General features: G+C 53.5%; 13 protein-coding genes and 1 tRNA gene. 9 read left to right on the forward strand and 5 right to left on the reverse strand.

Features of this window, described 5'->3' with window-relative positions; genetic code table 11:
• Window positions 1-420 precede the first annotated feature (420 nt).
• The gene (locus VMT71_18000; GenBank protein ID HVN25866.1) at window positions 421-924 is read left to right on the forward strand and encodes a response regulator; all 504 of its coding nucleotides are present in this window, start codon (window positions 421-423) and stop codon (window positions 922-924) included.
• A gap of 18 nt (window positions 925-942) precedes the next feature.
• Here VMT71_18000 and VMT71_18005 read toward each other — a convergent pair whose 3' ends face one another.
• Window positions 943-1,350: a helix-turn-helix domain-containing protein gene (locus VMT71_18005; GenBank protein HVN25867.1), complete on the reverse strand. Its 408-nt coding sequence runs from the start codon at window positions 1,348-1,350 to the stop codon at window positions 943-945.
• 151 nt (window positions 1,351-1,501) lie between these two features.
• Here VMT71_18005 and VMT71_18010 point away from each other — a divergent pair, with 151 nt between their 5' ends.
• Window positions 1,502-2,545 (forward strand): 4Fe-4S double cluster binding domain-containing protein, encoded by a 1,044-nt coding sequence (locus VMT71_18010; GenBank protein ID HVN25868.1) that lies wholly within the window; start codon window positions 1,502-1,504, stop codon window positions 2,543-2,545.
• A 127-nt stretch (window positions 2,546-2,672) separates the two neighbouring features.
• On the opposite strand, the gene VMT71_18015 is transcribed toward VMT71_18010, so the two are convergent.
• Window positions 2,673-3,038, reverse strand: a complete 366-nt coding sequence (locus VMT71_18015; protein ID HVN25869.1) for a PASTA domain-containing protein — start codon at window positions 3,036-3,038, stop codon at window positions 2,673-2,675.
• A gap of 291 nt (window positions 3,039-3,329) precedes the next feature.
• Between VMT71_18015 and VMT71_18020 the strand changes: the two genes are divergently transcribed.
• From VMT71_18020 to VMT71_18035, 4 genes are all read left to right on the forward strand, one after another.
• A complete protein-coding gene (locus VMT71_18020) occupies window positions 3,330-3,527 on the forward strand; it encodes a DUF2277 domain-containing protein (GenBank protein HVN25870.1) in 198 nt (65 codons plus the stop codon).
• A gap of 654 nt (window positions 3,528-4,181) precedes the next feature.
• Window positions 4,182-4,397 carry a hypothetical protein gene (locus VMT71_18025; GenBank protein ID HVN25871.1) on the forward strand — a complete coding sequence of 72 codons (216 nt, stop codon included), beginning with the start codon at window positions 4,182-4,184 and terminating at the stop codon, window positions 4,395-4,397.
• Between the two features lie 64 nt (window positions 4,398-4,461).
• Complete coding sequence (locus tag VMT71_18030; protein ID HVN25872.1) at window positions 4,462-6,153, forward strand: radical SAM protein; 1,692 nt, start codon at window positions 4,462-4,464, stop codon at window positions 6,151-6,153.
• Window positions 6,154-6,158: 5 nt separating this feature from the next.
• Window positions 6,159-6,599, forward strand: a complete 441-nt coding sequence (locus tag VMT71_18035; GenBank protein ID HVN25873.1) for a phage tail protein — start codon at window positions 6,159-6,161, stop codon at window positions 6,597-6,599.
• A gap of 39 nt (window positions 6,600-6,638) precedes the next feature.
• Here the strand turns inward: VMT71_18035 and VMT71_18040 are convergent, their stop codons facing one another.
• On the reverse strand, window positions 6,639-7,628 hold the full coding sequence (locus VMT71_18040) for a tripartite tricarboxylate transporter substrate binding protein (protein ID HVN25874.1): 990 nt from the start codon (window positions 7,626-7,628) through the stop codon (window positions 6,639-6,641).
• A 489-nt stretch (window positions 7,629-8,117) separates the two neighbouring features.
• On the opposite strand from VMT71_18040, the gene VMT71_18045 reads away from it, so the two are divergent.
• Both VMT71_18045 and VMT71_18050 read left to right on the forward strand, forming a co-directional pair.
• Entirely contained in the window at window positions 8,118-8,567 is a 450-nt protein-coding gene (locus VMT71_18045; protein HVN25875.1) for a hypothetical protein, read from the forward strand.
• Window positions 8,568-8,623: 56 nt separating this feature from the next.
• A tRNA-Arg gene (locus VMT71_18050) sits at window positions 8,624-8,696 on the forward strand.
• An 11-nt stretch (window positions 8,697-8,707) separates the two neighbouring features.
• On the opposite strand, the gene VMT71_18055 is transcribed toward VMT71_18050, so the two are convergent.
• Window positions 8,708-9,715: a hypothetical protein gene (locus VMT71_18055; GenBank protein HVN25876.1), complete on the reverse strand. Its 1,008-nt coding sequence runs from the start codon at window positions 9,713-9,715 to the stop codon at window positions 8,708-8,710.
• A 109-nt stretch (window positions 9,716-9,824) separates the two neighbouring features.
• On the opposite strand from VMT71_18055, the gene VMT71_18060 reads away from it, so the two are divergent.
• Entirely contained in the window at window positions 9,825-11,096 is a 1,272-nt protein-coding gene (locus tag VMT71_18060) for an HD domain-containing phosphohydrolase (protein HVN25877.1), read from the forward strand.
• Window positions 11,097-11,168: 72 nt separating this feature from the next.
• Here the strand turns inward: VMT71_18060 and VMT71_18065 are convergent.
• A partial coding sequence (locus tag VMT71_18065) for a flavodoxin family protein (GenBank protein HVN25878.1) occupies window positions 11,169-11,812 on the reverse strand: 644 nt, incomplete at its 5' end.

Here is an 11,812-nt window from a genome sequence, read left to right on the forward strand (position 1 = left end):
TAGTGCTGCGCGATCTGCGCCTGTCTGTCCGCCGGAGATGATCTTCATCTTATCATCCGTTCATGAGGTGCAGCACGTGACGACCGTAACGATGGCCTGGAGCGCGGCAGCTTCACGTCATCTCCGGGCTGAAGCGTTCCACATCTCACATTATACAAGATTTGCGCCGCGTTGTCTTACAAAAGCTCTTGCACATATTAACCCTCGTCCCGGTAGACTCAGTGGGTTTCTGCTTTCCGGACACCTGTCGATTTGCAGGTAGTCTGGGCGTGCTTCGTCCTTCCTGTTATCCGGACTTTCGCTTTTTTATTGCACAACTCGTTTGCATGCACAATAATAAAGAACGGGACACCAACATTTAGGGAAGAGCAGTCAGCCCGGTCGTCGGTATCGGACTGATCTCTCACAGGAGGTTTCATAATGAGTGGCTCTATTCTGGATCAAAGAAAGATACTAGCCGTTGATGATGAAAAGGATGTTCTCGATGTCCTCGAGGAAGAGATCACATCGAGCTGCGTCGGCTGTGCCATCGATAAGGCCACAAGCTATGCCGAAGCCCTGAAGTTGCTTCAATCAGGAGCTTACGACCTGATCATTCTCGACATCATGGGGGTTCGAGGTTTTGACCTGCTGGACATTGCCGTGAAGAAGAATCTGAGGGCGGTAATGCTTACTGCGCACGCTCTCAGCCCGGAAAACTTGAAGCGGGCTTATGATACGGGAGCACGGGCATACCTGCCAAAGGAAAGACTGAAGGATATTGTTCCGTTTCTTGAGGATGCCTTGAAATATGACTTTGAATCGGGTTGGAAACGTTCTTACGAAGCATTGCGCGATACGTTTACGACTCTATGGGGTCGGGATTGGGACAAATTGGAAAAAGTGACAGGGGTCAAGCTGCCTCCCGGTTGGAGCGGTAATTAACGGATTTATGACTCTGGCTTATCTCCTGCCCGTATCCGCGTCCTCTGCCGCAAGCCGTGTTGAGATCTCCTTTATAGCGCCATCCCTGTTCTTCCTGATCTGACGGGCGAGCCGGCGAATACGTTCCGGGATTTCGAAATACTTGTCGCCCCATATTATAAGCTCAAGCAAGGTGGGTAGCAGGTCGATCCCCTTGTGGGTCAGCTGGTAAAGGTTTTTCGCCCTGTTTCCGGGAAAGCTCTTCTTTGCGACGATCCCCGCCTTTTCCAGAGTGAGAAGGCGATCTGCAAGAACATTGGTCGCAATCCCTTCCTCCGACTGTAAAAACTCACCGTAAGTTCTTTTCGCACTGAACATCAGGTCTCTTATTATCAGCAATGTCCATCTATCGCCCAGAATATCGAGAGCGCTGCTGATCGGGCACATCGATCTCCTGTTAATTTTCCGCATGGTCAAAGGATACACATTTCACTTGCATAAAGCAAGTTGATGTTATATACTACTTGCAATAAGCAAGTGGTATAGCTTAGGGTACATCAAATTCGACGTTCTGGTTCGAGCATCCGAAGGAGGAGTTATGATGATTGAAGGCAAGATACGGGAAAAGGCCCTGGAACTGGGATACGAGGACTGTGGCATCATAAGAGTGGGTGCGCTGGCCGGCTACCGCGAAAAGCTGGAGGAGCGCATCGCGCGCATCCCCATGGGAGAAAGGATCTATGGAACCTTCAGGACTTACGCAGATCCTTCAGCCGCTGACCCTACGATAAAATCAATCATAGTCGCCATCGTTCCGATCCACAGGTATAACGTGCCCCGCGAATTTGACGGAATCTACGGCAAGGCCTACATGTTCGACAGCAGGACGGACGAAAACGCTCCATTCTTCAAGATACGCAGGGAGTTTGCCGCATTTCTGGAAAGCCTCGGCCTCAAATGTACACTGGGCGGTCCTCATGGAATCCAGGCGCCGGCACGGTGGGCAGCCTATCAGGCCGGTCTCGGAATCATCCGCCAGAACAACTTCTTCTATACCGAAAAAGGGTCGCACATTCGCATCGATATGGTCGGGGTCGACCGGGATCTCGAGCTTGTTCGCGACGTGAAGCTCAAGAATTGCCCGGAAAACTGTGGCAAGTGCATCCAAGCCTGCCCGACTCGCACCCTGTCCGAGCCCTACACCATGTCGATGGTCGGGTGCATCAGCTTTCAGACCAACCTGTCGGCGAACATGGGCATGGGTGTGCCTTCTCCCGAAATGGCGGAACAGATAGGCGGGAGGCTCTATGGTTGCGACGTATGCCAGGACGTATGCCCCTTCAATAAAGGCAAATCGATGGGCGACACTGAGTTTCCGGGGCTCGTGGCTCTGGCGCCGTTGATGCGCCCCGAAAAAATCATGGAGATGAGCTACGACCACATCGGGAGAACGCTGGGCCTCAAGTACTGGTACATAAAGCCTGAGAACCTCTGGAAATGGAAACTGAACGCCCTGACCGTGATGATGAACGGTTACAGCGACAGGTACGAAGCGCCGATAAAACTGGGCCTCGAGGACGCCGATGAAAAGGTCCGCGACTTCTCGCGCAAGGTCTGCTCCAAGCTTGGGATTGCGTATTAGCTACGTACGACAAACGCACGGACCAGGCAGCGACAACGCTAAGGTCTGCTAAGCCTCTGTTGACTTACAGATAAGATCATTCGGCTGCGGTAGCAGGTCGCGCGCCACCGCAGCCGAATGATCCCAATCAACGGCGTGGCAGGTTAACTGTTCCCTTCTGGTCGTTATCCCTCAGCGCTTTCTCGGAAAATACATATAGTGTCAGCGTAACAGTCGACCCCCGGATCGCTTGGGCGCCCGCATTCGGCGACTGCGAGGCGACGATTGCATTCTTGTTGGGGTCTGTTACAGGGATTCCCTGACTGGCGTATGCCCACTTGAGACCGGCGTTCTCGACGGCTTGTCTTCCTTTACCACCGAGCATACCGACCACGTTCGGTACACTCACCGTGTTCATTTTTACCGGACCTTTTTCATCACTGTCAGCAAACACCAACACACTGGCCCCGAGAATAACAACCACCATTACCGACCAAATCCAGGCTTTCCTCATTTTCTCCTCCGTCTCGTCAGACTTGCGTTGTCACATTTCAACCCGATAATCCTGTTCCGTCAAAAGCATGCTTCGATTGGAGATTGGGTGGGACGCCCTTGGAAACGCCTCAAGTAATACATCTTTATCGTCAGCCGCCAAGAATTCATAAGCTTAAGAGACTGAAGAGCGTCCCCGGAGTACCTACTGGTGCTTGACGCGAGGGCTAAGGGTGCCCAGGGTTTACTTACCGTCGGGAGAATCTGGTACTCTAATGAAGGTGCCCGAGCGCCACCAGTGGAGGTAAGAAACATGTGCAGGAACATCAAGAAACTCTACAACATCGATACGCCTGCGAGTGAGGAGGAGATCCGTGCCGCAGCGCTACAATTTGTGCGGAAGATCAGTGGATTCACCAATCCATCTCATGTGAACAAGCAGGCCTTCGACCGCGCCGTCAATGAAGTGGCTCAGGTATCGTCCACGTTACTCAGGTCGCTCGTGCACTAGTTTACGGGCTTCGCGCTGATGGAGACCTTACCGGCCACAGTCCCGTATCCCATGGCCTATGCCTCCTACCGGTTTACAGCTTTAAGGTCAATAGAGACCGTTGGAGCCCAAGCCGTAATGACATCGGCGGTTGCTGTCAGGATACCGAAAATAGTTCGCCACCATCCTGCCGATTTCGGTTCCTCATCCATCGCTTAGCCTTTCGGTTCCTGAAAATATCGAAGCACTCTGCGCAGCGCACATTATCGTTAGACTGCAAGAATTATTTGGCAACTGTCGATAGCATGGTGCCGGATCTTCAGGACTGCCCCTCATGATCGACCTGATGCGCGCAAATTTGCTCTCCTTGAAATCGTAAAAATGCATACCGTTACCGCCTTCTTCTCGTTCCTCGCTCCAGAGAGCACAACGAGTCTACTGTCAGGACAAGATTGAATAGGCTGAGGAGCGCAACAAACAATACTACATAGGTTGAACCTTACTCTTGACACTCTCACCTCTCGTGATAAGAGTAGAGTAGAACGTGAATTTATGGTACTGCTCCGGGGCGCAGGGTAAAAGGTGTTGCTGCTTTCGCCGCGGAGGCGATTGGGCGGCAGGACGAAACAGTACACCGTTGGCAGAAATGCCAGCTCAAACCACAAGGAGGGAATCATGAACAATGTGGAACCAAAAATTCCGGGCATTGATTGGGGGCAGTTGAGATTCTGGCAGACTGTTGATCCTGTCCCTTGGTGGATCCTCGACCGCGAAAAACTGCAGCAGATTATGGTGGTGCAGCTCGAGACGAAAATTGCCGAGCAGAAAATGCAGCTCGAACAGTTGCAGAAGATCCGCGACATTGTTGCCGGCAAGGGGAAAAGCAGGTAGAGGCTGAAGAGCGAAGAGATGGTGAGTGCAAAGCTCGCCATCTCTTGCGTTAAGAGGTTAAGGTATGCGTGCTCGTGCGAAGAGCTCTGTCCGGGCTATGCTCATAGGGTACGAGGACCAGGAAAACCTCGGCCTGCGCTCCATCAAGGCCACACTTGATTCCTACGGGTTTCACTCCGTCATCATTCCATACGTACCGGGAAATGTGTCCAACGTCGTTTCAGCAGTGAAGGAGTACAATCCTGATCTCGTCGGGATTTCGATCATCTTTCAATATACCTTCAATGAATTTGGAGAACTGGCTTCAACCTTGAGAAAAGAGGGCGTCCGGGCCCATTTCACTGCGGGCGGCCACTTCCCCAGTCTTCGTCCCCGCGAGGTGCTCGAAGCTCTTCCCGATCTTGATTCTGTGATAAGGTTCGAAGGTGAGTACACTACTCTCGACCTCATGAGGCAATTGCACCGGCCGGAGACCTGGGATTCGATAGAAGGGCTCGTCTTCCGTCGCGGAACCGATATCGTTGTAAACCCTCCCCGCCCTCTGATCGCAGACCTCGATGCGTTGCCTCAGGTGAAGAGAGAGCCGAGAATGCTGACCAGAGGCGTGAAGGCCGTATCGATGCTCGCCAGCCGCGGCTGTCTGCACAACTGCTCATTCTGCAGCATACGGCAGTTTTACGGAGGACCCCCCGGCCGTCTCAGGCGCACGAGAAAGCCCGAGGCTGTTGTCGCCGAGATGAACGCTCTGTACGAGGAGGACGGCGTACGCCTCTTTATCTTTCAGGATGACGACTTCGCTGCAAAGAGCAGGCAGCAGCGGCAATGGAACGAGAGCTACCTGGAGGCCCTCAGCAAATCAGCCCTGTCAGAGAAGATCAGATGGAAGATTTCGTGTCGTGTGGACGACCTCGACGAAGATCTTTTTTCCCGCTTTCGTGAGCACGGGCTCATAATGATTTATCTTGGCGTAGAATCGGGTAATCCGGCAGGACTCAAGACTCTGAATAAGCTGGTGACCGTCGAGCAAAATCACAAGGCCGTTGAACTCTTAAAAAAAATCGGCATCGCATTTGACATGGGCTTTATGCTTTTTGATCCGGACAGTACAGTCGACTCGATCAGGGAAAACATCCACTTCCTCAGACGCGTCACCGCTGACGGCGAATGTCCGGCAAATTTCTGCAAAATGCTTCCTTATGCCGGTACGCCGATCGAAGCGCGGCTTATAAGGGAGGGACGACTCAAAGGGACCTTGAGTCAGCCGGACTACGACTTTCCGGACCCGAGGCTCGACTGGTTCTCATTGTATGCGGCAATGGCTTTCCGGTTTCGCAATTTCGACAAGCTTGGCCTTGTTGAACGTCTCCGCCTTGCGAAATTCGACCTTCTCCTTGCAAATGCATTCGAGCCCGGGGCGTGGATCGCGGCCTACGAAAGGGAGCTTCGGGACCTGACCGCGCGATGCTCGGCGGTTGCCCTTGATTACCTGGAAACGGCCCTTGATTTTATTGCTGCCAGAGATGTCGGGGGCATAATGCGCGACTGGCCGCTTCTGCACAGCATTGCCGGTCCTCAGTGGGACGAAGAAATCGAAATCCAGCAGCAGCTGGACAGCGTTCTCCTGGGGTACAATCCCGCGCTGCAAAGTGTCTTTGAAAATGAATTCAGGCGTACGTCAGAGCGCCAGGGCGCTGTGGGCTTGTCAGAAGCCGGATCCTGGCCCTCCGGGCCGCCAATTCAGCGATTGGGGGTGTAAGCGAGATGCCGACATCAACACGGACGGATCCTTACAAGGCATGTAATTTTCGCGTGGAAATAGATGGTCTTACCACGGGTAGTTTCAGCGAATGCAGCGGACTCACCGCAGAAATAGAGGTCATAGACTACAGGGAGGGCGCCGATAAAGCTCTCAACGTACGTAAGCTCCCCGGTTTGCGCAAGTACTCGAATATTACCCTCAAGCGCGGCTACACCAACAACACCGAGCTCTGGGACTGGTATAGGAACATTGTGCAGGGAAAAGCAGACCGCAGGAATGGTGCCATCATCCTTCTGGACGACGAGCACAATGATGTGATGCGCTGGAGTATAAAGAACGCATTAATCAAAAAGATAGAGGGGCCGTCTTTAAAAGCAGACGGCAATGAAGTGGCTATAGAGTCAGTCGAGCTTGCACACGAAGGATTGACATTAGAGAGCTAGACGAGCCGTGCTTAGCGGTTTTGTTACGTTCCTCCTTGCTTAGCCTTTCGGCTCGATCCTGGCGATCCGGACGTACTCTCCCCAATCCTTGATCGATTTCTCGAAAAGCGCCTGGGCTTCTTCGGGTGAAATAATGAAGGGATCGCCACCGAAGTTGTTCAGGAACTTCTTCGTCTCATCCGTCTTCACAATCTGAGTGAACCACTGGTTCACCGTGGTGACGATTGGTTTGGACGTCCCGGCAGGCAGCATCGCAGCCCACCACCCGGTCAGGTCCATGGGAACCCCCGATTCAGTCATCGTGGGAATATCCGGGTTGGCCTCCAGTCGCTTCCCGCTGCTGACGGCAAGGACCCGCAGCCTTCCTTCCCGGATTTGGGGCAGCGAGAATGCGGGATCAAGCATGCCGTAATCGGTTTTGCCACTGAGCAGTTCGTTCAGGGAATCCGGGCCGGACCTGTAACTTATCTCCACGGCCTGGACACCCGTCGTAGCTTTATAGATCTCACCCATGACAGTGCCGTTAGGAGCGGTCGTCGCGTAACTGACCTTTGTTCCTTTCTGTTTCATGGCAGCGGTCAGCTCGGCGACCGTCCTGTAAGGGCTCTTCGCGCTGACCACCAGCATGAAAGGTTGCCGGTTGATCGTCGCCGCGATCAGGATCGTCTTACCCACGTCCACGGGCGGTTTTTTAAACAGATGCATGCTTGCCGCCACTGCGCTTGCTGCGTGGACGAATATGGTGTAGCCGTCCGGCTTTGCTCTTGCCGCGTATTCGGTCCCGATATTGCCCGCAGCCCCGGCCTTGTTCTCAACGATGATTGTCCGGTTTGCTACGGGACGGAGCTTTTCGCCAAAATACCGAACGAGCACATCAGCCCCGCTGCCTGCGGGCATAGCACAGATGAGGTGAATATCATGGCTTGGATACTGCTGCGCACCGGCGTCGCCCCGTAACACCACAATCACTGCGGCCAGGGACACGGCCAGCCCGAAGGAATGCAACATCCATTTTGGTTTGACATTCATAGACTCCCCCTCTTTAACAATGGTTACCGAAATCCTACCCCTGTCCCTTGAGGATCGCAAGGAAAAATATCTTGCAATTGTCGGATGACGGCGCAACACGGTACTACTCCAGGGACGGTTCTTTACACGTTCTCTAGAGAACTGGACAAGTCCATTACCAAGAGCCCTACACCATCTTACACGTGGCAGGAGGAATATAGGGCTTCCCAAGACCCAGGCCCACTTGACATCGCGGCCCTCAGTGAGTAACTGAATAAGAAGGCGGACGTGTCTCTCGAATCACGCGACGAAGACCTTTGCGTGGGTTTATTACGCGAATAAAGCAGCGCAGAGAGGATGCTTCATGAGAGTTTACGAGGCGGAGAAAGAGGGAAACCAGACAGGAAATCGGGCTGATGCCGCTGCAAGCCTCAGTTGGAAGGACTTCCATACTTGGGCCCTGTCTGGTACGGGTCACGCACGAGCCTGCATCGTTTGGGCAGGGACGTAATGAAGGACGGGAGCGATCTACTCAACACGGAACTTACCGAACTTAACGCATATGCGCGACACCATTTTCAGCTGTATCTCTCTTGGTACACCTTCTTTTTGACGGTCAATTTCGCTGCTATTGGGTGGTTCACGAGTGTTCTTCTCACTGGCGCGTTGAAGGTAAGTCTGCCCATCATTTTTCTCACCGCTTTCTTCGTGGTGCAGATCATTATCTCGTACGTGGCCAGTCTCGCAGTCCGGAAGCATTTTCAAGGCACGAACAACCGTTGCAAGGAGCTTCTGGACGCCCTGACCGGTCACTCCCCCGAAACACCGTCACGACCACAACCAGCAATGCCTCTCCAGCTGTACTCAAAGATTATCGGCCTCATGTTATCGACGCTGGTTACCTTCGGTCTGTTTTGGCTGGTGCTCTTGTGCGTCTCAATATACCTGGTACCCCTCTGAGGTCCCCCTTATCGAGAGATGATTTTGAAGCGGTAACGTGTTAGAGTACCTCACACGCGCCTGTGGCTCAATGGATAGAGCAACGGACTTCGGATCCGTAGGTTCCGCGTTCGAGTCGCGGCAGGCGCGCGCAGTTTACACTATACTGCGATGTCTATGCTTTGAACGATGCCGGGCGTTCCGTCTTCCGTGAGATAGATGCCCGATCTCTGGATTCTAGCCTGGGTCTGGTTCTGATCGTTCTTTATTTCGAAGGGCGTTGCCACACTCCCTGTGTAAATGGCTCCGACGTTGGAGGACTGCAGAGTATCAAGCGTCTGATGATCACCGTTCTGTCCCAAGATTCGCAATTTGGAGTATACGGCGTCGCCCTCGTCAATCCAGCCATTCTTATCATCATCATACGCTGCAAGCTCCCGGAATCCATCACCGGTCGTCGGCCCGAAGAACTCCGAACCATCGTCAATCACACCATTGCCATTCTTATCGATGGCAAGGAAGCCGCCCAGCTGACCCGGAAATGGCACGTCGTTTTTATTCCCATCCATGGCGCTATCGAACTGGATCCGATTGTCGGAAAGGGTAGTTGTCCCTTGTCCTGGATAGACGACAGGCGAATCTTCTACCGAGTTACCTGCGCGTAATTCGCTGCTGAGCGACTGGGCATATGACCGGCCCATGGCAAGGGACACGGAAAAGTTGATTTCCTTTCCATTGGCGGTGACAGTACCCTTGGCTTGAAAAGCGGTCTTCTCCTGCTCCGTATATGCATCCACTACAGTGTATCGAACCACCCACCCTTCAGGCAGATTAGAGGGTTGTTCCGACGATTGAATTGAATCTTCCGATGGTGTTGAGGCATCAGTCACGTGTCCCGCAGCCTTTGAGTCATCCTGCATCGACGGTTTCTTCCCCGTGATGCGATACATCAAATCCGTGAGCACGTGCCAATTGAGATCCGCGCGCCGTTGGTTATCATTAGCAGCCAAGTGCGCATGGCCGTGTCTTCTTGTGGAGCGGATACCTTTATTGCGTAATACGCCGTCTGTCTGCCCGTCGTCCACGACCTGCAGGATCTGCTTCCTTTCGCGCGACTTCGTAAGCTGGTGGGTCGAAGCAAGAGATATGCTGGAACTTTCAATCCTCATGGAAGTGTTATCGGCAGAGAAAACAGTCGCTTAAGCCTCTCCTGCTGGACGAATTGCCTCACAATACATGTCACCTTGCGTTATGAGCAGGAGAGATTACAATTAGCCTATGCATCAGAGAAAACACGTACACCTTTTTGATCTCGTCTTGCTTCTTTCAGACGCGATGGATATGATCAGCCCTGCGGTAGTCAATCACCACTACCGGGTGGCTTACATCGCGTCCGCCCTCGCTTCAGAGTTGCACTTGACAGAGGATATGAAAGTCAATGTGTTATTAGCGGGTGCTCTTCATGATTGTGGCGCACTCTCTTTGAAAGAGAGAATCAATGCCCTTAGGTTTGAAGCAGAGCAGCCGCAACTGCATGCTGAGCAGGGTTACTTGCTGCTCTCCGCTTTCAGGCCATTGCAACGGGCTGCAACACTCGTACGGTATCACCACACACCATGGGACTGGGGAAAAGGCGCATCGGTCGCGGAGCAGCAGGTTCCGATGGAGAGCCATGTCCTGCACTTGGCCGACCGCATATCCGTGTTGGTCAACAGTCGACGTGATGTGCTGAGCCAGGCAAAGACAATTCGCGGAAGGATACAGGGAGAATCAGGGAGAATGTTCGTGCCTCGTTTTGTGAACGCTTTCCTGGAACTGGGCGCCCGGGAACATTTCTGGCTTGACTTGGTGTCACCTGCGCTCGGTTCGATCCTTTCGCGCATCACGGAGTCTCACACCATCGATCTCGATGTGGACCAGCTTCTGGAACTGGCCGACACTCTGAGAAGGATGATCGATTACCGGAGTCCCTATACAGCCACACATTCAATGGGTGTCGCCCTTGTCGCCGAAAGGCTGGCAAGATCCGTGCAGCTCTCCCAGGACCAGTGTCAACTCATGGAGGTAGCCGGTCAGATGCATGACCTGGGCAAACTGGCTATTCCCACGGAAGTGCTGGAAAAACCAGGTCCTCTGAACGCGAGAGAGAAACGAATCATGCACCGTCATCCCTACCTCACCTACCGCACTCTCGAAGCCGTGAAAGGCATGGACGAAGTCAAGAGTTGGGCCTCGTTCCACCATGAGCGTCTTGATGGAACAGGCTATCCTTTCCATGTCAGGGCAGAGGCTCTATCGCCTGGCTCCAGGATTATGGCTGTAGCAGACGTTTTCGCTGCCATCACCGAGGATAGACCCTATCGCAAGGGAATGCGCCCCCGCGAGGCCGGGCAGACACTGGAAGGGTTGGTAAAGGACAGCGCTCTGGATGGGGACGTAGTCTCGACGCTGATGCACCATTTCGACGATTTCAGCGCAGCCAGGATAGCGGCCCACAAAATCTCGACCGGACAATACCGGCACTTGATGGGCACACGAATGCATCGTTAGATTGCACCGAGGGCGCAACCAACTGGATCTGTCGCAAGGCACGTCCAAGGATAGCGGAGCAAAGTTCTCACCCTATTTCCCCTCAACGGTGATAGCCTTCGGGTAACTCCCCATATGGGCGCTCATTGCCTTCCCCAACCAGGCGATAGTTTTGCCCAGATCTTCCATGTTTCGCAAACCCTCGGCATCGCCCGAGACCTCGCCCTTGTCCAGGCCGAATCCGAGATTCCAGTAGGTCGAACCAGGGACAATGGCGCCGGACATAAGGAACATATGGTTAATGGTGTCGAAAGCGTGCGTGCCGCCGCCGCGCCGCACCGCGACGACAGCCGCGCCAATTTTCCCCCTGAGCAGTCCGCCATTGGCTACGCTCACCAGGCCTGCGCGGTCAAGCAGGCCTTTCATTTCGGCGCTTACGTCAGTGAAGTAGGTGGGGGTTCCGAGGATTATTGCCTGGGCCGCAAGCATCTTCTCGAAGCACTCGTTAAACACGTCCGTCTTCACGCTGCACCGGGCATCTTTCGTGGTAAAACACCGGTAACATGCGATACATCCTCTGATCTTTTTTCCACCAAGCTGAATGAGTTCTGTGTCCCAACCTGCGCTCGCTAGCGGTTCAAGTACCTTTCCAAGCAGGATTTCAGTGTTCCCCTTCTTACGCGGACTACCATTTACTGCTACGGCTTTCATAGAGCCTCCTCGCACATATTTTAATT

The sequence above is a fragment of the Syntrophorhabdales bacterium genome (genome assembly GCA_035541455.1).
Classification (GTDB): Bacteria; Desulfobacterota; Syntrophorhabdia; order Syntrophorhabdales; family WCHB1-27; genus JADGQN01.